Raw genomic sequence first — 25553 nt, forward strand, 5'->3', positions numbered from 1 at the left:
AAATCTTTTCTTTTTCCTTCTTAAACTTCTGTGTAATTTTTTCCATATACCTTGGTATAATCAATCTTATGTGTTGTAAATAAAATTGATTCGCTTTGATTTTATATTTACATAATTCTTTATTTCTTCTTATTCTCCTGCTTTTATAGGTTGGTAATATATGTAACACTATATTGCTTTCAATTAAAAAAAGTCCATGGCATTACAGCTACGAAGCATACCATGAATTCTCGCATACTACTAACCTTTAAGACCTTTCTTTTGGCATCGCATCAAAAGAAACAAAAATGCTAGGCCTAAGGCCTCCAAAATACTTGAAAAAAGACTGACTTGCTAAAATCCTTAGCTCGCTTCGCTCAGACAAACGGATTTCTTCACGCAAGCCAGCCTTTTTTCATCCTTCGGAACGTATTTTTCCGGAAAAGGCCGGGGAACGAAAAAACTGCCGCAATTAAAATGCGACAGCTTTATATGACATGATAAATATAGAATTTATATGATTTAGAAAAGTATCCATTGCCGTTCCACTTATAAACTAGTGCGAAGATAGGCTGTGGGCTGGTGAGAAGTGCTCAGATGCTAGGCGCATAAAAGAGTTGCGAAGGAGTCGTACTGGTGTACGTCGACGAGCAGCACTTTTATGCAACAACGCAGATGAGTGCTTATCGCCTGCCCACGGCCGATCTGTCCCTGTCCACAGGTTAAGGTTGTCGAACTCGCACATTCAGCCGTAGCGGGCCTGCGGCATTTGTATCCGTTGCGGCAGTAGCGATAAGTTCAATTTCGCCGTTTACATTTTCCAGACTATTAACGATATCGTAAAATTGAGAACCACTCATCACACCGATTGTACCCTGCAGCGGATCTGGAATCATGCCTTTATAAATTGCAGCTGCATTTACCTTTTTAAGAAAAGATAGCACAATATCTTCTGCATTGCGTTCTTTTGCATTGACTGTAATTGTTTCTCTGAACACAATCTGTCCCTCTTTATAGACTTGTTTGTTCGGATAAAGTTCAACATTTACGCGCACCGGTTCACCATAAATAATATTACCGGCCGCAACTAAACGAACGATCATTTCTTTATCATTTTGATTGATCTGTCGAACGGTCTGTTCAAACTCATCTTTCGAAAGCCATATTACGTCTATATTTTCTTTAATTCCAAGACGTTCTAAAACCGTTTGATTTGCTTCAGTTAAAATTTTAATGAAACTTTCTATCGTTTTATCGGGAATTTCATCTGCATGGATTGTACCATTTAAGATGACTTCACCAGCCCGATATGCAATGTCGCCTTCACGCACGAATTGAATCCCTTGATTTAATTTTTTTGTCAAAACATTAAGCCGCTCGACATCGCTTTCGAGTGCCTTTTGTTCTTCACTTAAACTCGCTACACGCGCATCTAATTCCTGCTTAGTTTCTTCTAATTGCCTCTTCGTATTCTCCAATTCAGCAATTTGTTGTTGAGATTTTTCCAAATCATTGCTGGCAATCTCATAGTCTTCTTGTGCTTGTTTTAATGCTTCTAAGGTCTGTGCACGTTCTATATTTGCCTTATCAAGATCCAACTTTACATTTTTTAAATTGGATTCTGTAAGTTGAATTTGCTGATTTAGCTTTTCCATACCAAAAAGTGCTGTACGAACATTTTTTGAGGTTAAAGCAAGTACGCCAAGGGTAGAGGACGTAATGAGTATCCCGGTGATAATCGTTACAATAATAGAGGTGTGCTTAGGTCTGAGCCCAAACATGGATAATTTCTTTTTACCGACTTTTGTACCCAACTTATCACCAATATAGGCAATCACACCACCCATGACAATCAATATAAGAATTAATACAATACCATACACTCTCTATCCCTCCTTTACATAAAAAGAACCACAAAGTAATCATAGTACACAAAAGGAGTAAAATTCAACCCTTCCTGCAACTTTTTCTTTGCGGCTGATCTTTTTCTTATTTTTATCGTGCAGCTTTGCGGATTAAAATAATGCCAACCAACGTTCCCAAAATATTTGGTATCCAAGCTGCAATAAGCGGCGGCATCGTTCCGCCTTGTCCTAGCGCACTAAAAACTGTCATAACTGAATAATAGATAAAAATAACAATGATGCTAAGACCAAAACCAATAGAAGAACTCGTCCGATTTGGCTGCAGGCCTAGCGGTACACCAACTAAAGCAAACACAAAACTTGCAAACGGAATGGTAATTCTCTTATATAACTCGGATTCAAGTTTATTGGTGGATACCGCTTGCGCTTTCAAAGCTTTAATTTGATAACGCAGCTCACGCATTGTCATTTCATCAGGATCTTTTTGTTCTCTCACCAATTGCTTAGGGTTTTGCTTGATTGGCAAGATTTGCTGCGTAAACTTTAAAGTACGCTGTACATTTCCTTCTTCAGATAGTTCATTTAGAATTCCCGTGTACATCGTCCAATGATCCGCAGTCCATTCTGCTCTTTCAGCATTTTGAACGCGAACGAGTTTTCCCTTTTCAAATTCCTGCACAGATACACCATACATTGCAGTGGTATCTGCATCATAACGACGTGCGTAGGTGAGTCTTTCTATCTCACCGCCCGTAATCTCTTTTAAGACCAGATGTTCCTGCGATTTTGGTGCAGTATTACCTTGAATTTCGTAAAATACAATATTATTATAGGCCTGATTTGCCTTAGGAACGACATGTTCATTAAATAAAATTGCAAAGATACTAACAAAAAGTGCAACGACAAAAACCGGCATAGCAATGCGATAAAAGCTGATTCCGCCTGATTTCATCGCTGTAATTTCACTGGATGCGGATAATCTCCCAAAAGCGAGTAAAGCTGCCAGCAGCATAGACATTGGAAATGTCAGTACGATGATGCCTGGCAGACTATAAATAAACAATTGAATTACAGCTTGAACGGAAGCACCATATTGCGTAACATATTGTGCAATCCGAAATAAGGTACTAGACCCAATGAAAACACTGGAGAAAGCAAAGATACCAAAAATAAAAGTTCCGATTAATTCCTTCATAATATACTGATCTAAAATCCGCATTACATATCTCCCTATAAACTAAAGTTTTCACCTAAATAGAACTTCTTGGCTATTTCACTGTTGGCTATGGTATCGCTATCGCCTTCTAACAATATTTTACCTTGGTTTAAAATATAAGCACGATCCACAATGCTAAGTGTCTCACGTACATTATGGTCTGTGATTAAAATGCCAATACCGCGTTTACGCAAATACGCAATAATTGCTTGAATATCCGATACCGCAATCGGATCTACCCCGGCAAATGGCTCATCGAGTAAAATAAAACTTGGATCTGTCGCTAAACACCGTGCAATTTCTACCCGCCGTCTTTCCCCGCCGGATAATTCCGTTCCTTTTCGCTGCCGGACATGCTCAACATGAAACTCTTTCAACAGGCTCTGCATTTTATTCTCGCGGTCTTTTTTCGACAATGGCGTCGTTTCTAAAATCGCCATGAGATTTTTCTCGACCGTCAGTTTACGAAAGATGGATGCCTCCTGCGCAAGATATCCAATACCATACGTTGATCTTTGGTACATCGGCATACGGGTTACATCATCATTCGAAATAAACACCTTGCCAGATGTAGGTTGTTCCAATCCGACAATCATATAAAAGGTTGTTGTTTTTCCTGCTCCGTTCGGTCCAAGCAAACCAACAATTTCTCCTTTTTCGACCTTTAAAGAAACACCATCAACTACATTTCGTTTTTTATAAGTTTTTATGAGATTTTTTGCTTCTATAAACATGCTCTTGCCTCATTTCGAGGTTAAATTTATTCAGGTTGTACAACGATTTGTTTTTCTTCCGCTGGTTTGCTATCGGCTAAATACAACGTGAGCGTTTTACCACGTAATGTATTGCCATCCTGTATAGCTACAGCATTGCCCGAAAGCACCATTTTACCTCTTCGCTCTTGCCCGCTATAATAAGTCGCGGTATCGCCTGTCGCATCTAAATTTTTCGTTTGGCTCACGATATGCACATTTCCTGTGCCAACTGCACGATTCTCTGCCATATACATTTCAAGTTTGTCAGATGTCATCGTTCCGTCAGGATCGACAATACGCGCATTAGAATTTATTATAGCATACTCTTGATCGCTAAAATAGTCTACTTGCGGACCATATAAAGTACTGGTACCTTTTTTCATCACAACATTCCCGATCGCAACGATATGATTTTCATCAAGAGAATTTACGCTTTCCGAAGTCATATCAATATCCTCTTTTACAAAATGCACCCCGCCAGTAACTTTACCTACTTTGGTCTTCGAATTATATTCAGCTTGCACGCCTGTTACGACAGCATTTTCCTGCATCATTTTTACCGAGCCAGTCGCTGTCATGATACCAGTCGCCGAATCATATTCAATTACATCGCCATAAAGCTCTACTGGTTTATCACCTGCTGCATACGCACTTGTCATCATAGCGCAAGCAATCATTGTCAACATAAATTTTTTCATATGCATCATTGAGTCACACCTCCTTTTATAATATGTGCATTTCCGGCTACTTTTACTTTAACAACGCCTGCATCACTCTCTATTTTATCGCCAGTCAGCACCGTATCATCACGGGTCACAATAACATTTCCTTCTCCCTGAAATATCTGATTTTGACTTTGCCAAATAACAGTTTTTGCTTGAAATGTTGCACCATCACTGCTCTTTGCCATCACTTCTCCTTGCATGGTAATATCTTTTGTCTTATGATCATACAAAGCTTGTGGTGCTGTTAATGTAACTGTTTGTCCATTCTCTTGATAAAAAATCCCCTGGATATTTTTTAAAATTGCGTTTTTTGTATTTGTTTCAATCTCAATGGTTTCAGCTGTTAAATCCCAAATCTTTTTACCGTCTTTCTCTTCACTTAAGGTATTCCCTTGATAAGACATGGTAACTGGAGGCTCTTCAACCTTTTTATCTTGGTCTGGTACATGAATCTCTTCGGAAAAAGCCCAATATAATACACCTATAACAGCAATACAAACTGCTAGGATTAAACCTATGATTTGTTTATTCATGTTCCACCTGTTCCTTCGTGGTATGTCTTTGTTTTTGTTTCTTCATATCGGGTGTTGTATTCCAGCGTTTTTGAAACCAAAGCCATTGTGTCGGATGTTCGCGAATGGTAGTTTCGAGAATACGCGTCATCTTCACCGTGAAATCATAAAGATCTTGTTCTTCATTGCCATGATCTTGATAGTATAATGGCTCATGAATGATCACTTTATGCTTTCCGTCAGGTTTGCGAACAATAAAACACGGAATTACAGGAGACTTAAATCGTTTCGCAAAAACAGCTGGTCCCAGAGGAGTTGAAGCTGGTTTCCCTAAAAAATCAATAAATGCCCCGCTTGGGCCTGCATCCTGATCGGCAAGAAATCCCAGCGTCTTGCCCTTTTTCAACGCCTTTGCTGCTCCAACAAGTTCTGTCGTTCCGCGTGAAAATACTTCGACACCGACCATTTCACGATATTCATTTAAAAGAACGGTATGCTGATCATTTGGTTGACGCTTGATAATTGCCGTAAGCGGAATATCCGAAAAGGTAAGTGCAGCCGATAACCACTCCCAATTACCAATATGTGCAGTTAAAATAACAACACCGTGTCCTTCAGCCAATGCATTTTTAAAGCGATCCATATGTTCTATTTCCATATACTCCGTAAAATTATGCCGCTTTAAATTCGGCATATACATAATTTCAAGAAATGTTCTGCCAATATTAATGAAAGAATCTAAACAAATCTTTTTTGCTTTCTCTTCAGAAACTTGCAAGCTTTCCATCATTTGTTTGATCGCCCGCTTACGTTGTTTTGCAGCAATCTGATAATATATCCCACCTAAGATTTTGCCGAGCCACAACAATACACGATGTGGCAATAAACACAATACCCAACTGATAAATTTTAAAACTCTATATTGCATAGATCGCCACTCCTTTCAATCGTAAACAAATTATTTGAATAAACCCACTTAACTATAAGTGGGTTTATCTTCTCTATTATATACTATTTTGAAGATTATTGCTGAATTTCTTCGATCGAGTCTCGGTTAATATAGGAAGCAATAATATCATCCCATTTATTTTGTGCTTTTAAGATCAGTTCTGAGATTTCTCTCACCGCGCCATTTCCACCATTGGCTCTAGAAACATAGTGTACCATATTTTTGACTTCTTGTACTGCATTATTAACGGAACAAGCAAAACCAACTTGAACCAATACAGGCAGATCCAATAAATCATCACCAACATAAGCGATTTCATCTAACTGCAAATGATACTTTTTTTGCAAATCTTTGAGTGCATAAATTTTATCGTTATTGCCTTGATACACATCCGTAATTTTCAACTCTTGACTGCGAATCATAACAATATCAGATTTTCTTCCCGTAATAATCGCTGTTTTAATTCCTGCATTATGCAATAAAGAAATTCCCATTCCATCATATACATCAAAATTTTTAAACAGTTCCCCATTTTTGCTAAAATTCAATTTACCGCTCGTCAAAACACCGTCTACATCAAAAATAATAACTTTTACCCTACCGGCTCTATCCATAAAATGCATTTCATCACTCCCTGCTACAAAATAAGCACAAAACTTTTTTATTTAACAATATATCGTATTAATAATACGAAACTTTATTTATGTCTGCGAACCACTTGATCAATTGCAATTGCATCTTTTAATATATCTTCTAGTTTGTCCAAATATACCATATTCGGGCCATCACAAAGCGCTTCTTCAGGATTATCATGCACTTCCATAAATAGAGCGTCCACACCAACACCAACTGCAGCCCGTAATAAATATTCAACATATTCACGATTTCCAGCAGATTTTGTCCCTGCACCTCCCGGAAGCTGTACACTATGCGTTGCATCAAAAACGACCGGATAGCCAAAAGAACGCATAATCGGAAAACTTCGCATATCTACGACAAGATTATTATAACCAAAACTTACACCACGTTCCGTAAGCATAATGTTTTCGTTATCACCCTCACGGAGTTTCTCTATCACATTTTTCATATCTTTTGGGGCCATGAACTGCCCCTTCTTTACATTGATCGTTTTCCCAGTTTTCGCTGCTGCATAAAGTAAATCCGTTTGACGGCAAAGAAATGCCGGAATCTGCAGCACATCCAAAATTTTTGACGCTTTTTCAATTTGTGATGAACAATGGATATCACTGACAATCGGTACTTGTAATTCGTCTTTTATTGCTTTTAATATTTCTAAACCTTCCTCTAAGCCCGGTCCGCGAAAACCAGCATACGAAGAACGATTTGCTTTATCAAAAGAAGCTTTAAAAATATAGGGAATCCCTAATCTCTGTGTTATAGCCTTGATTTCACGACCAATTTTCAGACTGCGTTCTAACCCTTCTATTACACAAGGCCCTGCCAATAGAGCTAGTGGTTGTCCAGCCCCAATTTTTATATCACCAATGTTAATTGTATGCAATTTTGTTACCTCTCTTTTATCAATTGTCCATGTAGTTCGACTATTTTTTTGCTTCAAGCTTTTCATAGATTTCATTTACTAAGAGTAAATCATCTTTTGTATCTACACCGACAAAGCAAAAATCCGTTTTTAATACTTTAATTTTATAGCCATTTTCTAAAACACGAAGCTGCTCTAAAGACTCTGTACGTTCAAGTGGCGTTGGTTCCATAGCTGCATATTTCAGCAAAAACTCACGACGATACGCATAAATGCCAATATGCTTATAAACAGGAACTTGATGATCATTGCGTGGATATGGCATAAGAGAACGGGAAAAATATAAGGCATAGCCATTTAAATCCGTAACAACTTTTACCGCATTTGGGTTATTCTTCTCTTCTTCCTGCATCGGCGTCATAACGGTTGCCATTTGCAATGTTTCATCATCAAATGCAGTTGCCAATTCGTCAATAATACTTGGTTCAATCAGAGGTTCATCCCCCTGTACATTGATGATCACATCTACATCTGTATATTTTCTCGCAACTTCCGCCAAACGATCTGTACCATTCGTATGATTCGCGGATGTCATCATAACATGTCCATGGAAGTTTTCTACCGTTTGAAACACAGCTTCATGGTCTGTCGCTACCAAAACTTCCGTAGGCTTTTTTGCTAAACTTGCGCGTTCATAAACACGCTGAATCATTGGTTTTCCGGCAATATCCGCCAAAGGTTTGCCTGGTAATCTCGTTGAAGCATATCTTGCTGGTATCACACATAAAATTTTCATTAAACTTCCTCCTCAAAATGATCTTTTATTTTTGTATTTTATCTTTTAAACTTTTACGAATAAACTCGATAAATGGTGCCGCGCCTTCTTGAAACGTAATTTCAATACTCAAAATATAAATAGGCAATTGCCGATTGGAATAAATCGCTTCTGCCGGGATCTTCACCGCATCTTTGTCAGTAATAATAATTGCCTCTGCACCTTGTTCATGGGCTTTGTCCAGCACTGCCTGCATTTCTGCCATCGTATAGCCATGATGATCCGGGAACCGTATACTATCAATCAAGACAGCGCCAATATTACTAATGGTTTGTTCAAATGAAGCCGGATTACCAATTGCCGATACAGCAATGACTTGCTTGTCTTTCAAAGTATCCACATCGATAATTTTACTTGGAATATCTTTATACCAATCAGCGATTTCAATAAAACACTGAGGCCTATGGATACTTTCTACAAGAACCGCATGGTCATTATAGCGTGCAACCGTTTCTTTAATTCTTTCACAGGCACCTGCTTCTGCTTGATCAACCTTTGTTAATAGACACACATCGGCACGATTCAAATGTGAAAGCGGTTCTCTTAAGGTCCCACGCGGCAACATGTAATTGTTGCCAAAGACATTGATCGCATCGATCAGTAAAATATCTAAATCTCTGATTAATTTCCAATGTTGGTATCCATCATCCAAAATCACCACTTGTGCATTGAGTTTTTCAACTGCATACTTTCCGGTTTTCGCCCGATCCGCTCCGATCAAAACTGGTACTTTGGGCAAATTTTTCGCAAGCAGAAATGCTTCATCGCCGGCTTCAGCCGCTGACATATAAATCTTTTTCCCATCCGAAACAACGCCGACTTTGCCCTTCCACTTTGCCCGGTAACCACGATTTAAAATCACCACACGATAGCCCATATCACGTATGACCAAGGCAAGTTTTTGCGCCGTTGGGGTCTTTCCTGTACCGCCTACCGTAATATTGCCTAGACTAATGACATGGCAATCCAGTTTATATTGTTTAAAAATCCCTTGTCGATATAGAGATATTGTTAAGCTAATTAATTGACAATAAATGAATGAAAACATATGCAAAATTCCCAAAACAACATTTGATAAAAGGCCATTCACTTCACCATGTACCAATTTATATAAATAGGTTTGAAAATTTTCAATTTGACGAATAGAACTCTTGCCTGCCTTGCCCCGCTGTTGCTCGTAGGCATCTAGCATTTCACGCAAAAGTATCGCACTCTTTCGCGAAGCCCCACGATTCTCTTTTACGATTGCCAAGGTTTCTTCTTCCATCTGTTTTCTTGCCTTCGGATCTCTAAAAAGTCTTAGAATATTCGTTCCAAGTTCTACTGCATCATTGACTGTAATACAAGCATTACGCTTGGAAAACAACGCATATGTATCCTTGAAATTAAACATATTCGGTCCAACAAGAATGGCTTTCCCATGTGCCGCCGGTTCTAGAATATTATGTCCACCATGTGACACCAAGCTGCCGCCAACGTAAATCACATCACCGATGCTGTAAACCTTGCCTAATTCACCAATCGTATCCAGCAGGACAACATCATGTCCCGTTTCAAGATTTTTATTTAATGCAGTCCGCGTTTTTGCCTTAAGTCCAAAAACTTTAGCAGTCTCTGCAATTTCATGAACTCTTAAAATATCTCGCGGTGCAATCACTAGTTTTGCCGTAGGGAATTCTTTCTTCAACTGCCGAAATGCTTCTAAGATTAGATTCTCTTCACCCTTATGTGTGCTTCCGGCAAGCAAAATTGCCTCTGAACCAGTCAATCCCATAGCATCAATAATTTGTTGTTTTTCCTCTGGTGCCACATCCGTATAGGTTTGATCAAATTTTGTATTTCCCGTAATTGTAACGAGTTCTGGATCTGCTCCCAATTTTATAATATATTGCGCATCAATCGCAGATTGCATGCAGAATTTTTTTACTGTACCGATCATATCTTTCAGCACGCCACGCAAATAGTGATAACGATTTACACTTTTATCACTGATTCTGCCATTGACCATCATAACAGGAATGTGATATTTTCGCGCCGCCTTCAAAAAGTTTGGCCACAGTTCTGTTTCAACCGGTAAAAATACACTTGGCATAATCTTTTTTACTACATTGCTGCTAAGCCAAGGCAAATCCAATGGAAAATAAATGATACTATCCGCATCCTTTACAATACGATTCGCCATTTCATATCCATTATTCGTAACCACGGATACCAATATAGGTTTATCCGGAAATTCCAACCGGAATTCTTTAATCAAGGGACTTGCTGCAACAATTTCACCAACCGAAGCCGCATGTATCCAAATACAACCTTTATTGGCTACTGGTTTTAGCGCATCTTTATGCAAAAAACCAAAACTTTGTCTTAGCCGCTCCACAAATCCCTTTTCGCGCATAGCACGAACAGCAAATACCGGCATTGCAATCATAACCAATAAAACCGCCACTATGTTATATATAATCTGCATACGTGCACCTCACAATTTTCGTCAATCTTGAAATACAATTTAATTTATTTGTTAAACTGTATTTTATATAAACTGCTGTATAAACCATTCAATTTAAGCAATTCCTGATGTGTCCCTTGTTCAACAATTTTCCCTTTTTCCATAACAATAATACAATCTGCATTTAATATGGTGGATAAACGATGCGCAATGACAAAAGAAGTACGACCTATCATCAGCTTATCTAATGCCGCTTGTACAATTTTTTCACTTTCTGTATCCAGTGCAGAAGTCGCTTCATCTAATATTAAAATACGTGGGTCTTTTAATATTGCTCGCGCGATTGCAATACGTTGTCTCTGTCCACCAGAAAGACTGGTTCCACGTTCCCCGATCTGCGTATCATACCCATCCGGCATCGCCATAATAAAATCATGCGCATTTGCCGCAATTGTCGCATTGATCACTTCAGATTTTGTAGCATTTAAATTTCCATATAAAATATTATCGTAAATGGATCCATTAAATAATATCGTTTCCTGCGGCACAATTCCAATTTGCTCACGTAATGAGTTTAATTTTACATCAGTAATATCAATATCATCAATATAAATGCTTCCTGATTTTAAATCATAAAAACGTGGAATTAAATTGGCGATTGTGCTTTTTCCAGCACCACTTGGACCAACAATGGCAACCATTTGCCCCGACTCAACCTCTAAATTTACATGGTCCAATGCCAATTCATTTGGTTTATATTCAAATGTAACCTGCTGGAAGCTCACCTTGCCATCGATCATTGGTAATTCGATGGCATGTTCCTTTTCTTTCACTTCTGTCTGTGTATCAAGAACCTCAAATACACGCTCTGCTGCTGCCAGCGCTTTCTGTATCTCACCAAACAAACGACTTAATCTTTTTACCGGATTCGATAAATTAACAGCATAGACCAAAAATGCAATTAATGCCCCGGATGTTAAATTTCCATTTACAACTTCAAAACCACCATACCAGATAATAGCAGTAACTCCAATTGCCGCTAAAAACTCCACAACAGGACTTAGCGTTGCCATCACTTGGGTATTTTTCATCTGCGCACGAAAATTAGAAATATTTTGTTCTCTAAAACGTCCAATTTCATATTCTTCACGAACAAAAGTTTTTACTACCCTAACAGATGAAATCGCTTCCTGCAATACAGATGTAATATCAGCAATTCGTTCCTGCATAATTCCGCTGGTTTTCTTTAATTTTCTGCCAAAGATTTTCATCGCTTGTGCAATAATCGGCACGGTGATCATCGTAAGTAAAGACAACTTCCAATGTAGAAAAAACATCGTAGCAAGTGATCCTATTAAAATCGCACCTTCTTGCACGATTTCTACCATACTGCTGACAAGCGCTGCTTGTAATGCTGCAACGTCATTGGTAATATAACTCATAATCGTACCGGTTTTACGTTTTTCATAATAAGCCAAGGATAACGTCTGCAGATGTTTATATAAATCTTCTCTAATATCAATAATGACACGCTGTGCTATATACGACATCAAATAGGTTTGCCCGTAAAAGAAAATACCTCGAAAAAAGAACACGATAACAATGCCAACTGCAATTGTATTCAGCATCGTCATATTTTTTTGTGCTAATACTTCATCAATTACATCCTTCATGATCCATGGAACATAAAGATTCCCAGCGGCCGCAAATATAATACATAGAATAGCTACTGTAAATCGAGGCATATAAGGTTTCATATAAAACAGTAAACGTTTATAAGTACTCAAGCAATACCCTCCAGTTTCATACTAATTAGAGTAAACGATTGCAAATTTTCACTTTTCATCTATCATTGATAAAACTTCTTCAGCAACGCGTCTTACAGCGCCCTGCTCACCAAGTGTCTTTTTCATTTTCAGTAAGTTTTGATGCACCATCTCTGATTTTTCATTTTCTTCTAATAATGTTATCGCTTCGCATGCAATATGCTCCGCTGTAACTTCATCTTGCAATAGCTCAGGAATGATTCGTTCATTCGCCACAATATTCGGCAAACTAATATTCGGAATTTTAACAAGTAATTTCCCGATAAAATACGTAATTGACGGCATTTTGTAAACTACCACCACCGGTAAATTCAAAATAGCCGCTTCTAAGGTGACTGTGCCAGAGGCAGCAATTCCTACATTGGCAATATTCATTAAATCGTAAATGTTCTCATGAACAAAGCTTACATTTACTTTGTAATCTTTCATCATATTTTGCAGCATTTCCTGGGAAATTGTTGAGGCAACCGGCAAGAAAAATTGACAATTAGGATGGTCTTCTTGTATTTTCTCTGCCCCTTCGAGCATAACTGGCAGCAAAGAGGTAATCTCTTGGGCACGACTTCCCGGTAATAATAGAACAACCGGACATGCAGGATCTGCTGAAAAATGTTGATACGCTTCTTCTTTCGTCATACTCGGCTTTACAATATCAACTAAAGGATGTCCAACAAAAACAACTTCTGCCCCAGCCTTTTTATAAACTTCGGCTTCAAAAGGAAAAATTGATGCAATCTTATCAACAATCTTAGCTACCGATTTTGCTCTTCCTTTACGCCAAGCCCATGCAGAGGGTGGAATATAAGACAAAATTGGTACGCCTAATTTTTTTGCACATTTCGCTAGTCTGATATTGAAATCTGGATAATCTATGATAAGCAAGACATCTGGTTTTTCTTTTTTCATGACTTCAACTAATTCATCACGCAATTTGAAAAAGCGCGGTAAATTTTTTATAACTTCAAAAAAACCCATCACGTTAAGATCTGCAAAATCATGCGTAATTTCAACTCCAGCTGCACGCATAGCTTTACCGCCCATACCAAATAGTTTTATATCCGGTTTTATTTTTTTTAATTCTGCAGCAATACTTGCACCATGTAAATCTCCAGATGCTTCACCAACAGAGATCATCACTTTGCACATAAGAAACCTCCAATGAGAATTTTAAAAAGACGCGAGGACGCTGTTATTTAATTTTAGCATCCGCCGCGCCTCTTATTCTCAGTATTTACAGAGCGACAATTGTTATTCCATTTTCGTTTGCAATTTCAAGTACTTTCGCTTTTTCAACCAATATTGTTTTTCCAGCTTCCATCACTAAAGCCTTCGCTCCAATTGCACACATCGATTCAATTGTCTTTACGCCAATCGCTGGTACATCAAATCGAACATCTTGCTTTGGTTTTGCAACTTTCGCTACAACAACATCGCCGCAGCCTAGTTTACCACCGCGCAAAATACATTCGTCTGTACCTTCAATTGCTTCTACAGCTATAACTGCTAAATCTTTTACTACAACCGTCTGTCCAATATCAAGACCGCCAATTGCTTTGGCCATTTTAAAACCAAATTCCATATCCGCCTTTTCCGACGCTGATGGTTCACGATTGGTAAGCGTTCCTTCTTTTACCATCAAAGAACGAATCAATGCGGTTTGGTCAAAAACCGTAATATGTTCCATTGCAAGTTCGCGAACAAACGCAAGCATTAATGTATCATCACTATGATCCGGTAAAGAAGTAATTAATTTTTTCACCCGTTCATCAATTTCAACTTTACCGCCAAACATTAATTCTTTTGTAACTTTACCAATCATTGTAACTTTCGTTATATCATGCTGTTTTAAAAACTGTAAAATTGCATCAAGTTGACCAACACTAATGGATTCCAGTTTTACGACATTCTCTGCTAAATCTGTTTCTACACCGTCTACTAAAGCAACCGAAAACACTTCAAACCCCATTTTTTTTGCTGCTTGCGCAAATTCAACGGGTAGTCTGCCGATGCCAGCCAACAAGCCAATTCTATCCATATCATTTCCTCCGAATGGTTCTCAAATCACTATTCATTACTCTCTTTACGTCCACGGCAAATACCACGCTCCGCATTACGTAAAAAACGAAGTAAATGCTCAACTTCATCGCAAGAATCTACGTCTTGCTCAATCATTGCAATCGCTTGCGTCAAGCTAAGACCTGAACGATAAAGTAATTTGTAAGCCTTTTTAATATTACGCCGCGAATCAATCGCAATTCCGGCCCGTGAAATTCCCACACTATTCAATCCGGAAACTTTCGCAGGGTGTCCATCCACAATCGTATAAGGAACAACATCCTGTACGACTTTTGATGCCCCACCAATCATTGCATTACGACCAACCTTTACAAACTGATGAATTCCTGTTAATCCACCAATTACAGCTCGATCTTCCACAATAACATGCCCGGCTAAAGTTGCTGCATTTGACATAATGACATTATTTCCGACAACACAATTATGCGCGACATGCGTATATGCCATCATCAGACAATTTGCGCCAATACGTGTTTCTTCACCTTCACCAGTTGCCCTGTTTACAGTCGCACATTCACGAATTTTTGTATGATCACCGATAAATACATACGATTTCTCACCAGCAAATTTTAAATCCTGTGGTTCAGCACCAATCGAAGCACCAGGAAATATCACGCAATTTTTACCTATACTAGTCCAACCATCTATGACTGCATGTGCGCCGATCTTTGTACCATCATCAATGAGTACATTTTCGCCAATCACAGCATAAGGGCCGATTTCTACATCTTTGCCCAGTCGTGCACCAGGGTGTACGACTGCTGTTTCATGCACTGTACGCAAAGCAACTACTTTTTCTGGTTTCATCCGTATATCAACTCCTTTTCCCCGCAAATTTATCTCAACGCCTATACGTAAATTTCTCCCTAAATCGATGGATTTATTCCTTTACTTTTTATATAGTCCATAGAGTCATTAAAAATTTAACGGTTAATATTTCGCCAAAATCAGCTATTATAGGATAAAAATCCTACAATAGCTAAACATTTCATAAGAAAACAACCTAATTTCTATTTATTTTCATTGTTTTTTAATGCAAAAGTAAAATCGCCTTGGGCAATCAATTGATCTTCAACATATGCCTCACAATGTAATTTACCAATAGAACCACGTATTTTGACCAATTCAGCAACCATACGCAACTGATCACCAGGTACAACAGGCTTTCTGAACCGTACATTTTCCATACCTGCAAAAAATGTAATTTTCCCGCGATTTTCTTCAGGATAAAGCATTGCAACACCACCCACTTGTGCCATTGCCTCTAAAATTAATACACCCGGCATAATTGGATTGCCAGGGAAGTGTCCTTGAAAATGTGTTTCTGTCATTGTCACATTTTTTATACCGACAGCGCGTTTCATAGGATCTAATTCAATAATTCTATCGACTAATAAAAATGGGGAACGATGTGGTAATATTTTCTGTATATCTACTACTGATAAAACCATAGTAAACTCCTCCTCTTTACTTACAAATTGCAGTTGATATTTGTTTTGCAAGCTCCGTATTGATCGCATGACTAGATTTTACAGCAACAATATGTCCGCGTATTCGCCCAACCAAGCGAAGATCCCCAATGATATCTAATACTTTGTGACGTACCAATTCATCTTCGAATCTAAGTTTCGTTAGCCATTTCTCGTCATCATATACAATTACATTTTCTAATGTTCCACCTAAACCAAGTCCCATTTTTTGCAAATCTTCTATTTCTTTTTGATAGGCAATGGTTCTAGCCGGTGCAATTTCTTTATAAAAAGTCTTTGCTGTAATTTCATAATCTGCATATTCAACACCAATCAGTTTACTTGGATTGACCGAAGTAAAACTCACTCTAAATCCATCATACGGTAAAATCATTGCAAATTTATCGTCTTTTCTGACAATGTAGGTCCGATCAATGATAACTTCTCTACTTTCCTCTGCTTGCTTTACAATGCCTGCACTTTGGATCAACTCAAAAAAAACCAATGCACTGCCGTCTGTTACTGGCGGCTCTACTGCATCAATTTCAACATAGCAATTATCTAGTCCTAATGCATGGAAAGCGGACATTAAATGTTCAATTGTAAAGACCTTTGCCTTGCCTGATTCAATCGTTGTTGCTCTAATCGTAGCTGTTACATTATCAGAAATAGCAGCAACCATTGGTGAACCTTCTATATCAATACGAATAAACACGATGCCCGTATTTACCGGGGCCGGCTTTAATTTCATCGTAACTTGACAACCCGAATGCAAACCAATACCAGTATAGGTTACTTCCTTTGCAATTGTCGTTTGGTACTGCATAAATAGAATCCTCCTGACATGATAACCTTTGTCTATTCTACAAAATATTAGCGCATCCTGCAAGTATTAAGAAAAATTTATTTTCAACCTGTCATAAATTCATGAAAAATTCAGATTAAATTGTAATAATCTCGTCCTACAAAGCGAAGTATCACACACTTTAGACAATATGTACTGCACCGGAGAATTGCAGGCAAAAAATTTTTTCTAAAAATCAAATATCTACATGATGTATAAATATTTTATCCTTCGTTCCCCGCTCCACTTATAAACTAGTACGAAGATAGGCTGCCGATTGGTGAGAAGTGCCTAGATGCTAGGCGCATGAAGGGGATGTGAAGGAGTCGTACTGTCGTACGTCGACGAGCAGCACCTTCATGCAACGACGCAGATAGGTGCTTATCGCCAGCCCGCCGCCTATCTGTCCATAGCTTCTCCAGATGCTAAAGAATATGTTTACTCGCATCCATCTGATAGACAATAAGTTCTTTGTAATTTTTCCCAACAGCAGAGGTTGGGTTGATAAAAATCTCTTGTGTCGATCCAGTTTCAACAATCCGCCCCTGATCCATTAAAACAATCTTATCTGCTACATTGAGTGCAAATGATAACTCGTGTGTAACAACTAACATTGTGCTGGCACGATATTTTGCGAGTTCTTCCATTATGACAAGAACTTCCCTAACCAACATAGGATCTAAAGATGCTGTTGGTTCGTCCCACAAAATGAGTTCCGGTTCTAAAGCGAGTGCTCTGGCAATCGCAACTCTTTGCTGCTGTCCACCCGACAGAGCTGCAGGCTTGTTATAAATCTCTCTTTCTAAGCCAACTTTGCTGAGAGCAATCTTGGCCTTATCCAGTGCAAGCTCTTTCGCCATACCGCCCATGACAAGCCCTAGCATAACATTTTCAAGAGCCGACAAACGCGCAATTAAATTGAAATGCTGAAATACAAAGCCAATTCTCTTACGCATAATAAGGAGTTCAGGTAGTTTTAATTTCGTAATATCAATATCATCAAAATAAATATTGCCTTCATCAGGTTCAATTAAACGGTTAATCATTCGAATTGTTGTTGACTTTCCACAGCCAGACGGTCCCATTAAAACGATGGTTTCACCTTGTTTTGCTGTTAAACTAATCCGATCTACCGCCTTTACTGTACCAAATTGCTTGGACAAATTAGAAATGGCAAACATCCAATCCCCCCTTATTTGAATTTCAATATACGCTTATTCAAGCGCTCTAATACGCCCGGTCTGCTATTTGGTATAATGATTTCGTGCATAATTTCAGTAAACGTCATGCCTAACGATTCGCCAGCCAATACCTCATCCAAAGAAAGCGGCGTAATCTTTTCTGTAATCAAAGCCATTAAGAAACCGAAAGCCGCACCAATAAACGGAATGATGTACCAATTTACGTAAGGAATCTGTGCGCCGGAAAAATAAAATATCAAACTAAGCATTCCTGCTCCAACAAGCATTCCATAGACGTTCTCTATATAAAAGATGCTCTGCAATATATGTCTGCTATACGGTAAAAATCCGCTGGGCTGTTTATACAACATTTTTCTTAATCTTTGATTACGCAATGCAGACATAACTGCCGTGTGATCCAACGCTAAGAGAATAATTGTCATCACAAATGCTGTAACCCCAGCCAACACCGATTGCACTTCATTTAAAATTTGATATGCTTGCAAGTACACATTCGGCTCAATTACGCCAATATTGGATTCAAAAATCCCCACGTTTTGATGTCCAATTGTTTCGTAAATAATTGGTTTTACATTTTCTATCCAAACAGTATGATCGATCATAATTTGCAATCTTTTATTAGGAATTACTTGCCCATTGATCATTTTATCCATTAAGCCAATGGAACTATAAATTTCTTCATCGTTGAGTTTAGGTGCAGATGCTTGTAATGTTCCCAAAGCCTCGCTGACACTTGTAAAATCAGAATTTGCAAGTTGATTTAAACGTTTGTTTGCATTCACTAAGTTATCCTTTGTATTTCCTTGGTTTAACAATTGCAAAGAATGATTGATTCGATTCCCATTGTCAGTCATCATCGATAAAATATTTTTTGCTTGTACCGCTTCTTCATTTACGTTATATACACCACTTAAAAGATCACTAAAATCGGTCATTTTATCCTGTGTTTCTTCTAACGCCCCGATGGTTTGCTTTACATCCGGATTCACTAAACGAACCAACTTCAAAGTACCAATTAATCCTGTCATAGATTTTGCGGAACTATTTAATTTTGCTTGAATCGTTGGTACATCAATCGATTCAATTTTTTCATTGGCACGATTTATAATATTTACAGCGTTATCCATGTTGCCCAATGTTTTTTCTACGTTTGCAGCATTTTCATCATAAAAATTTAAAGTATCTAAGGCGAGCTTACTCACTGTATTACTCTCCTTAGCAAATCTAGGCAGCTCGCTTGTTAGCTTCTCCGTTTCCGATAATGCATAAAGCATTTCTTCGCGTGGATTTGACCAAGTGACATTTCCTGCGTACGCAGCAACCCGATCTTGATCAACTAAATACGCACGCGTGTCTTTTATATTCTGCACATCACCTTGTGTAATAACACCAGTAAATGAACCATTTGCATTTGCACCAGTCAAAGAAACAATAATATGTTTTTTTTGCACCAATTCACCAACTTGCAACTCCCCCATATCTTCACCTTGCAATACAAGTTTATAATCTTTGGCCAATGTAATATGATTCTCCGGTTTGATGTAAAGTTGTGTTTGATACACCTTTAAAAATTTACGCATTTCCTGCATCGTACTTGTCATATGCGCAATATCATCGTTGCTATTATCAACTGACACATATTTTGCCATACGAAGCTGCAGTTTTTTATATAAATTGGTTACAATCGTTTCTGCTAATAATACGGGATTTTCCGGCTCCATACCTGCTGGAAAGCTGATTTCCAGCATCTTATTCGTGCCGAGCACGGCCTCTACCTGGCTGGTTACACTTGCAATATGCTCATTTCCCGCTAAGACCACACCAATACTGCTTCCACTTCGATAAACGAAATCCACCCCAGGAATCGCCTGCAACTGCTCAATCATCATCTCTACAGCACCGGTTGGCACACCACGAATATCTAGTTTAGGTTCGGTAATGATACTAATACCTGCCCCACCAGGAATACTGGAAAAAATCTTATCTAAACTCTCATATACTGCTTTATTTTTGTATTCACTTGGCAAAGCAATGAAAAAGTTAACTTTTTGCACAATAGCAGGTCCTTCTTTATAGGTCGCACCGACTAAATTTTCTGCAAGAATTTTTTCCAATTGCACTTTTCCGTTCTCTTTATTTTCTTCACGAATCTGAACAATCAAATCATATTCGCCATAATCGCCAACTAAACTAATTAAAGTTTCCTTAAAATATAGATCTGCCCCATAAGAAACCGCTCTAGACACCGCTGTTCCCAATAAAATACTCACCAATAAAAGTAAAACAATATCTCGCTTAAAGAAATCCATTTTTTCTCCCTCGCAATCATAAATGAAGATCTATTTTACCTGAAAAATCTTCGCATAAATTTTCTCATCGAATAAAGTTCTCCAGTTATTTTGCTCCATAATGTTTTACTTTATGTTTTACAAAAAAAAAATCCCCAAACGGGGATTTTAATGTTTTTTCCAACGATTATGCATCCAAAACCATTCCGTTGGATGTTTTTGGATATGTTTTTCAATAATTTCAGTTAGTTTCTTCGTTGTTTCCTTAATATCTCTTTGTTTATCTTCTGTCTTTTCAACAAAAAATGGTTCTTGAATAAGAATCGTATGGGTTCCATCCGTATTTTCCGTAATAAAAGTCGGTAATAACGGTGCATTCTTCATCCGTGCCAAAAAAGCTGGTCCCTGCGGGCAGAATGCACGTCTGCCAAAAAACTCTAGTTCAACACCATCATTGCCTGCATCCTGATCCATTAGCAATCCAATGACACTGCCTTGGCCTAACATTTTAATCATTTCACGCACCCCATTTTTATAAGTGACGTGCATACCGACCATCGTCCGATATTCGTTAATTAAACGATCCATATCTCCATTGGTCTGTTTTTGTGCAACAGCAACGATTGGATATCCATGTAACGCAAGTGCGCCACCCAACAACTCCCAATTACCGCTATGCGCAGTAGCAAGCACTACGCCATTTCCATAAGCAAGTGCTTGCTCCATATACTCTTTCCCTTGAATCTTCACATAATGATCCACGTTCTTTTTAATTTTTGGAAATGCCATCACTTCCATGAGCATCTTACCAAATCGAGTCCAGCTGCATTTGGCTACTTCTGCCGCAGCTGCTTGTTCAACGCCCAATGCCGCAACAATATTTTGTACCGCCATCCATTTACGCTTTGCCGGAACAACCATCCATGTAGTATGACCGATAAAAGCACCAATTTTATTTTGCAGCGAAACTGGTAAAAAACAAATAAATCTACTAAATAATTTAATGCATACATATGCCATCGAATCAACTCCAAGTTCTAAAAACAAAACTTAGTCAGAATTAATATAAATTATAAGTTACTCCAACATAAGTTTCTTTATCACGCCAGCCAGCATTTAGTTTTAAACCCGGTACAACAGACATGCGTACGCCATAATTCATGTCATGTCCATCGTGTTCTACGATCAAAGCTGTATCCGGAAATACACCTTTTATCCCCAGTGGCGTAATATTTTTTTCTAATGCATAAAACATTCCGTCATAACGACCGTTCCCGATACCAACATTCACTCTAAATCCCAACGGAAACCCTTTACTAGCCACGGCGTAACTTGTCCGCTCAGTCCGATCTGCAAAATCTTCAACGCCAACGGCAATGCCCGGTGTAAATACACTTTCTGCTTGAATTGCATATTTTGCATTTAGATAAGTTTCCTTATCAGAAAAATCAAAATCCGTTCGCGCCGCACTGATTTCTAAATTTTTGGCAGCGTTAAAACCAAGACTGGCAGATCTACCTTCATGCAGGTCATAAAATCCAAATGAAACTTGTCCTTCTCTGAGAACATCCGCTGTTGGTGTATCAATCATACCTGTCGATCCGGTTGTGGAAGGGGCTGCTTCTGTCATACTGATAAAAGAAAAAAATAATATTACACTATATAATAGCTTCTTCATTGATAAAATAAATCCTTTCATACTTTCTATTTCATATCAAAATAAGAGGGACCATCCCAATAACATTTTATTTACAAAAATCTAGTGCACTCTTAAAAACGAAGATGTCCTTTTGTCATTGCCACAAAAGGACCAAAAAGTCTAGGCTTCATACCTCCAAAATACTTGAAAAATGACCGCCTTACTAAAATCCTAAACTCGCTTCGCTCAAACAAACGGATTTTTTAACGTAAGTCGGTCATTTTTCATCCTTCGGAACATATTTTTCCGGAAAAAGCCGGGTACGAAAACGCCGGGGAGACAAAGGTCTTCAATTGTTTTCTAATTGAGCCAGGCGTTTTTCAAGCTCACGAACCTTCTTTGCAACATCAGCGGCTTTATTGGCCGCAGCTGTAATACGTAGCCACTCTTTGTGTGGACGTGCCGGAAAACCGCCATAGTAAGAACCTGCCGGTACATCATTGATCGGTGCAGACCGCGCCACAAAGACGCAGTCATCACCAATGGTAATATGACCGACGCAGCCACATTGACCAGCAAACGTAACATGATCTCCAACTTTTGTACTTCCAGCTATACCAGTCTGTGCAACAATTAATCCGTCTTCACCAATCACGACATTATGCGCAAGATGAACAAGATTATCCACCTTTGTGCCTCGCTTAATTCGTGTGGAGCCAGTTGTTGCACGATCAATACCAGTGTTGGATCCAATTTCAACATCATCTTCTATTACTACATTGCCAACTTGCGGAACCTTACTGTGTTTGCCCTTCGTAGTGATAAAACCAAAACCATCACTGCCAATGACTGCACCACTATGAATGATCACCCGTTTCCCGATTTTACAAAATTCCCGAATTGTAACATTTGGATATATCGTACTACCCTCTTCAACTTCAGCACCTTGTCCCACATAGGTGTGCGGATACAAGATCACGTTGTCACCAATCACCGCATCGTCATCAATGACGACATAAGGCATAATTGCAATATTTTTTCCAAGCGTAACATTTTCTCCGATCACTGCCGTAGAATGAATTTCATGTTTAATTTTTAACGGTGGCGTAAAAACCTCTAATAATTTCGTAAAGGCAGCCCGCGGGTTCGCAACACAAATTGCTGGCTTTTTATAGGTTGTAATTGTATCTGGAATAATAACAGCCGCAGCATGACAAGTCTCCCCTTGTGCAATATGCGGTTCCACAGCAAACGTAATATCGTTTGCTGTCGCATTATCAAGATTCGTCACACCCGTAATTGTAATTTCAGTCTCACCCAATATATTGCCATCTACTAACTTAGCAATTTCTCTTAGCGTCATTTTCAAGAGATTATCCTCCCAATATTACTGCAATTTTTTAATGACATCATCTGTTATATCTACGCCACCCTGTGCAACATTATTTTTATATAATACAACGGATAATCCTTTTTCTTTCGCAACATCTGTTAAAGCCTGATTCATTAAAGTATCTACTTGACCTTCTAAATCCTGTTTCTGTTTAACAAATTCAGCATAGGTATCTTGCTGCCGTTTTTGAAAATCCTCTGCCGACAAATTTGCTTTTTCTTGTTCAAGTTTTTCCGTCAACTGTTTGCCACTTTCATTCAATTGATCTTGAAATTGTTTTACCTTAGGACTGTCTTGCATAACCTTTTGTACGTCGACAACCCCAGTTTTGTCTGTATTATTAAAGCACCCTGTCATCATGACTGCCAGCACTGCCAACATAAGCATTGCCAGTACACGTTTTACTTGTAACTTCACTTGTAAAGCCTCCCTTAAACTATAGTTTCTTTTCTATTATACGCGTTTCTGTTACTTATTAAACTCCGCTACCACAAGATCTGTAATATCAAGTGCATGAATATTAACCTCTACAGTGGTTAATACAGTCGTCAGATTTTTTTCTATTGCAATCTTTGCGACTTTACTCGCGATATCGTTTTTTATACTTTCCTCTAGTACATGGATTTCTTGCTCTTTATAAATCATCGCTTCTTTTCCCTTGGCAAGTTTACCCACATCAAATTGCATTGCTGCATTTTGTTCTTCCAGAGCTTTTGTATTGCGTTCTGTAATTTCTGTTTGCTTTTTCACTCGCTCTGCATCAGCACTTTGTGCGATTTGATTGGCATATGCAGAAAATTCGCTTTCAGCCTTTTGTGATTCAGCTTGCATAATCGCATTGACCTGATCATCCACAGCTTTTTGTTTTTGCTGTACTTTTTGATTTCGTTCATTTTCTAAAGCAATCCGCTTTTGATTCAATTCATTTCTAGCTTCTTCCTGCATTTGAATTGTTTCTAATTTCAATTTTAAATCAAAAAGAAGCGGTTGATAATATTGATCGATCTCAGCGACTTCACCCTGTAGTTTTTCGGCAAACGGCCTTGCGACCTCTTCATATTTTCGTTTGAGTTTGTCCTTTATTTCAGCGCGTTTTGCCGTAATTTTTTCATTTTCCTTTTGCTGTGCAGCCTCTTCAACTGCGCCTTGATTTAAGGCAGGCACTTGACGATTTACTGCGAAATCCTGACCTTCCTCATTTTGGGCCTTCAATGTATTGAATTCTTTATTTAAACGCACCAAATCTTTATATTTGGGATGCGCTTTTAAAGCTTTATTCATATCGATAATGCCCAGATCTGTCTGCGCGGCTACATTCGTCGAACCTTCAGGGTTTTTTGAGTCGCCATCTGCAGCCTTCAGCAGATATCCGGCAAACGCGATAACGGCTAAAACAAGGAAACCAATCGTCCAAACCTTTCGACTCGCCACAAAACCACCCTTTCTAAGAAAGTACCGAGCGCGGTTGCCCTTGCTCGGTACTGTTAAAACACATTTTTTTAACTCTATAAATTATTATTTAGAAAGCTTTTTTACAACTTCATCCGTAATATCTTGTCCGCCATAAACTACATTACTTTTGTCAAGAACAACAGATAAACCTTTTGCATCTGCTACACTTTTAATCGTAGCTTCCACTTTATCAAAAATTGGCGTAATTAATTCTTTTTCTTTCGCTGCTAAACGTTGTTGGATTTGTTGATAATACGCTTGTTTTTCCTGATCATTCATATTTGCAGATTTGGATTCAAAATCAGCTTTTGCTTGTTCCACTTCTTTTTGCATTGCTTCTTTTGCTGCTGTCATATCAGGATGCTGTGAAACGATCAATTGTTGATTTACAACACCAACATTGGAAGAAGAACCAGCCGCACCGGCAAATCCTGTACTTGATTGTGATAATGCAAGCGCAACAATACTAAATACAAAAACAAACGCAATTGCTACACTAATAATCTTAATTTGTTTTTTCTCGAATTTTATCATTTTAATATTCTCCTTTTTGCCTTTCGGCATTTACATTTCAACTCATT

Annotated in this window: 24 protein-coding genes; all 24 read right to left on the bottom strand. The window is 38.4% G+C overall.

The genetic code is table 11. The annotated features are described in order from the left end of the window. Positions 1-701: 701 nt before the first annotated feature. Positions 702-1862: a DUF3084 domain-containing protein gene (locus BN6559_RS07275; RefSeq protein ID WP_110954098.1), complete on the bottom strand. Its 1161-nt coding sequence runs from the start codon at positions 1860-1862 to the stop codon at positions 702-704. A 112-nt stretch (positions 1863-1974) separates the two neighbouring features. Further along, on the bottom strand, positions 1975-3063 hold the full coding sequence (locus tag BN6559_RS07280; RefSeq protein ID WP_110954099.1) for an LptF/LptG family permease: 1089 nt from the start codon (positions 3061-3063) through the stop codon (positions 1975-1977). An 11-nt stretch (positions 3064-3074) separates the two neighbouring features. Then, on the bottom strand, positions 3075-3794 hold the full coding sequence (gene lptB, locus BN6559_RS07285; protein ID WP_110954100.1) for an LPS export ABC transporter ATP-binding protein: 720 nt from the start codon (positions 3792-3794) through the stop codon (positions 3075-3077). A 26-nt stretch (positions 3795-3820) separates the two neighbouring features. Next, positions 3821-4522, bottom strand: coding sequence for an LptA/OstA family protein (locus BN6559_RS07290; protein ID WP_110954101.1), 702 nt, complete (start codon positions 4520-4522; stop codon positions 3821-3823). After that, positions 4519-5073, bottom strand: coding sequence for an LPS export ABC transporter periplasmic protein LptC (lptC, locus tag BN6559_RS07295; protein ID WP_110954102.1), 555 nt, complete (start codon positions 5071-5073; stop codon positions 4519-4521). Before lptC ends, BN6559_RS07290 begins: the two co-directional genes overlap by 4 nt. Continuing rightward, on the bottom strand, positions 5066-5980 hold the full coding sequence (locus BN6559_RS07300) for a lysophospholipid acyltransferase family protein (RefSeq protein ID WP_110954103.1): 915 nt from the start codon (positions 5978-5980) through the stop codon (positions 5066-5068). Before BN6559_RS07300 ends, lptC begins: the two co-directional genes overlap by 8 nt. A 95-nt stretch (positions 5981-6075) precedes the next feature. Further along, on the bottom strand, positions 6076-6624 hold the full coding sequence (locus BN6559_RS07305; protein WP_110954104.1) for a KdsC family phosphatase: 549 nt from the start codon (positions 6622-6624) through the stop codon (positions 6076-6078). A 74-nt stretch (positions 6625-6698) separates the two neighbouring features. Beyond that, positions 6699-7523 (bottom strand): 3-deoxy-8-phosphooctulonate synthase, encoded by an 825-nt coding sequence (gene kdsA / locus BN6559_RS07310; RefSeq protein ID WP_110956313.1) that lies wholly within the window; start codon positions 7521-7523, stop codon positions 6699-6701. A gap of 40 nt (positions 7524-7563) precedes the next feature. After that, positions 7564-8298, bottom strand: coding sequence for a 3-deoxy-manno-octulosonate cytidylyltransferase (gene kdsB, locus BN6559_RS07315; RefSeq protein WP_110954105.1), 735 nt, complete (start codon positions 8296-8298; stop codon positions 7564-7566). Positions 8299-8323: 25 nt separating this feature from the next. Then, positions 8324-10804 carry a tetraacyldisaccharide 4'-kinase gene (lpxK, locus tag BN6559_RS07320; RefSeq protein ID WP_110954106.1) on the bottom strand — a complete coding sequence of 827 codons (2481 nt, stop codon included), beginning with the start codon at positions 10802-10804 and terminating at the stop codon, positions 8324-8326. A gap of 44 nt (positions 10805-10848) precedes the next feature. Further along, positions 10849-12570 carry a lipid A export permease/ATP-binding protein MsbA gene (msbA, locus tag BN6559_RS07325; protein ID WP_110954107.1) on the bottom strand — a complete coding sequence of 574 codons (1722 nt, stop codon included), beginning with the start codon at positions 12568-12570 and terminating at the stop codon, positions 10849-10851. 48 nt (positions 12571-12618) lie between these two features. Continuing rightward, positions 12619-13755, bottom strand: coding sequence for a lipid-A-disaccharide synthase (gene lpxB, locus BN6559_RS07330; protein WP_110954108.1), 1137 nt, complete (start codon positions 13753-13755; stop codon positions 12619-12621). 85 nt (positions 13756-13840) lie between these two features. Continuing rightward, positions 13841-14644 (bottom strand): LpxI family protein, encoded by an 804-nt coding sequence (locus BN6559_RS07335; protein WP_110954109.1) that lies wholly within the window; start codon positions 14642-14644, stop codon positions 13841-13843. 29 nt (positions 14645-14673) lie between these two features. Beyond that, positions 14674-15492 carry an acyl-ACP--UDP-N-acetylglucosamine O-acyltransferase gene (gene lpxA / locus BN6559_RS07340; RefSeq protein ID WP_110954110.1) on the bottom strand — a complete coding sequence of 273 codons (819 nt, stop codon included), beginning with the start codon at positions 15490-15492 and terminating at the stop codon, positions 14674-14676. A gap of 203 nt (positions 15493-15695) precedes the next feature. Next, entirely contained in the window at positions 15696-16136 is a 441-nt protein-coding gene (fabZ, locus tag BN6559_RS07345; protein ID WP_110954111.1) for a 3-hydroxyacyl-ACP dehydratase FabZ, read from the bottom strand. A 16-nt stretch (positions 16137-16152) separates the two neighbouring features. Then, on the bottom strand, positions 16153-16980 hold the full coding sequence (gene lpxC, locus BN6559_RS07350) for a UDP-3-O-acyl-N-acetylglucosamine deacetylase (protein ID WP_110954112.1): 828 nt from the start codon (positions 16978-16980) through the stop codon (positions 16153-16155). 443 nt (positions 16981-17423) lie between these two features. After that, entirely contained in the window at positions 17424-18179 is a 756-nt protein-coding gene (locus BN6559_RS07355; protein WP_110954113.1) for an amino acid ABC transporter ATP-binding protein, read from the bottom strand. Positions 18180-18190: 11 nt separating this feature from the next. After that, the gene (locus BN6559_RS07360; RefSeq protein WP_110954114.1) at positions 18191-20509 is read right to left on the bottom strand and encodes an ABC transporter permease family protein; all 2319 of its coding nucleotides are present in this window, start codon (positions 20507-20509) and stop codon (positions 18191-18193) included. 147 nt (positions 20510-20656) lie between these two features. Continuing rightward, positions 20657-21508 carry a lysophospholipid acyltransferase family protein gene (locus BN6559_RS07365; RefSeq protein ID WP_110954115.1) on the bottom strand — a complete coding sequence of 284 codons (852 nt, stop codon included), beginning with the start codon at positions 21506-21508 and terminating at the stop codon, positions 20657-20659. A gap of 40 nt (positions 21509-21548) precedes the next feature. Further along, the gene (locus tag BN6559_RS07370; protein WP_110956314.1) at positions 21549-22166 is read right to left on the bottom strand and encodes a YjbH domain-containing protein; all 618 of its coding nucleotides are present in this window, start codon (positions 22164-22166) and stop codon (positions 21549-21551) included. A gap of 310 nt (positions 22167-22476) precedes the next feature. Then, positions 22477-23496 carry a UDP-3-O-(3-hydroxymyristoyl)glucosamine N-acyltransferase gene (lpxD, locus tag BN6559_RS07375; RefSeq protein WP_110954116.1) on the bottom strand — a complete coding sequence of 340 codons (1020 nt, stop codon included), beginning with the start codon at positions 23494-23496 and terminating at the stop codon, positions 22477-22479. Positions 23497-23514: 18 nt separating this feature from the next. Beyond that, positions 23515-23937 (bottom strand): OmpH family outer membrane protein, encoded by a 423-nt coding sequence (locus BN6559_RS07380; protein ID WP_199883826.1) that lies wholly within the window; start codon positions 23935-23937, stop codon positions 23515-23517. A 51-nt stretch (positions 23938-23988) separates the two neighbouring features. Continuing rightward, a complete protein-coding gene (locus BN6559_RS07385; protein WP_110954117.1) occupies positions 23989-24951 on the bottom strand; it encodes a hypothetical protein in 963 nt (320 codons plus the stop codon). 84 nt (positions 24952-25035) lie between these two features. Then, positions 25036-25506, bottom strand: a complete 471-nt coding sequence (locus BN6559_RS07390; RefSeq protein ID WP_110954118.1) for an OmpH family outer membrane protein — start codon at positions 25504-25506, stop codon at positions 25036-25038. Between the last annotated feature and the right edge of the window lie 47 nt (positions 25507-25553).

The organism is Massilibacillus massiliensis, assembly GCF_900086705.1.
GTDB classification, from domain to species: Bacteria; Bacillota; Negativicutes; order FLKF01; family FLKF01; genus Massilibacillus; species Massilibacillus massiliensis.

Bases quoted from the DNA above. Each gene is read 5' to 3' on its own strand.
- BN6559_RS07280 (WP_110954099.1), bottom strand. From the start codon at position 3,063: ATGCGGATTTTAGATCAGTATATTATGAAGGAATTAATCGGAACTTTT.
- lptB (WP_110954100.1), bottom strand. From the start codon at position 3,794: ATGTTTATAGAAGCAAAAAATCTCATAAAAACTTATAAAAAACGAAAT.
- BN6559_RS07290 (WP_110954101.1), bottom strand. From the start codon at position 4,522: ATGATGCATATGAAAAAATTTATGTTGACAATGATTGCTTGCGCTATG.
- lptC (WP_110954102.1), bottom strand. From the start codon at position 5,073: ATGAATAAACAAATCATAGGTTTAATCCTAGCAGTTTGTATTGCTGTT.
- BN6559_RS07300 (WP_110954103.1), bottom strand. From the start codon at position 5,980: ATGCAATATAGAGTTTTAAAATTTATCAGTTGGGTATTGTGTTTATTG.
- BN6559_RS07305 (WP_110954104.1), bottom strand. From the start codon at position 6,624: ATGCATTTTATGGATAGAGCCGGTAGGGTAAAAGTTATTATTTTTGAT.
- kdsB (WP_110954105.1), bottom strand. From the start codon at position 8,298: ATGAAAATTTTATGTGTGATACCAGCAAGATATGCTTCAACGAGATTA.
- lpxK (WP_110954106.1), bottom strand. From the start codon at position 10,804: ATGCAGATTATATATAACATAGTGGCGGTTTTATTGGTTATGATTGCA.
- lpxB (WP_110954108.1), bottom strand. From the start codon at position 13,755: ATGTGCAAAGTGATGATCTCTGTTGGTGAAGCATCTGGAGATTTACAT.
- BN6559_RS07335 (WP_110954109.1), bottom strand. From the start codon at position 14,644: ATGGATAGAATTGGCTTGTTGGCTGGCATCGGCAGACTACCCGTTGAA.
- lpxA (WP_110954110.1), bottom strand. From the start codon at position 15,492: ATGAAACCAGAAAAAGTAGTTGCTTTGCGTACAGTGCATGAAACAGCA.
- fabZ (WP_110954111.1), bottom strand. From the start codon at position 16,136: ATGGTTTTATCAGTAGTAGATATACAGAAAATATTACCACATCGTTCC.
- lpxC (WP_110954112.1), bottom strand. From the start codon at position 16,980: ATGCAGTACCAAACGACAATTGCAAAGGAAGTAACCTATACTGGTATT.
- BN6559_RS07355 (WP_110954113.1), bottom strand. From the start codon at position 18,179: ATGTTTGCCATTTCTAATTTGTCCAAGCAATTTGGTACAGTAAAGGCG.
- BN6559_RS07360 (WP_110954114.1), bottom strand. From the start codon at position 20,509: ATGGATTTCTTTAAGCGAGATATTGTTTTACTTTTATTGGTGAGTATT.
- BN6559_RS07365 (WP_110954115.1), bottom strand. From the start codon at position 21,508: ATGGCATATGTATGCATTAAATTATTTAGTAGATTTATTTGTTTTTTA.
- BN6559_RS07370 (WP_110956314.1), bottom strand. From the start codon at position 22,166: ATGAAGAAGCTATTATATAGTGTAATATTATTTTTTTCTTTTATCAGT.
- BN6559_RS07390 (WP_110954118.1), bottom strand. From the start codon at position 25,506: ATGATAAAATTCGAGAAAAAACAAATTAAGATTATTAGTGTAGCAATT.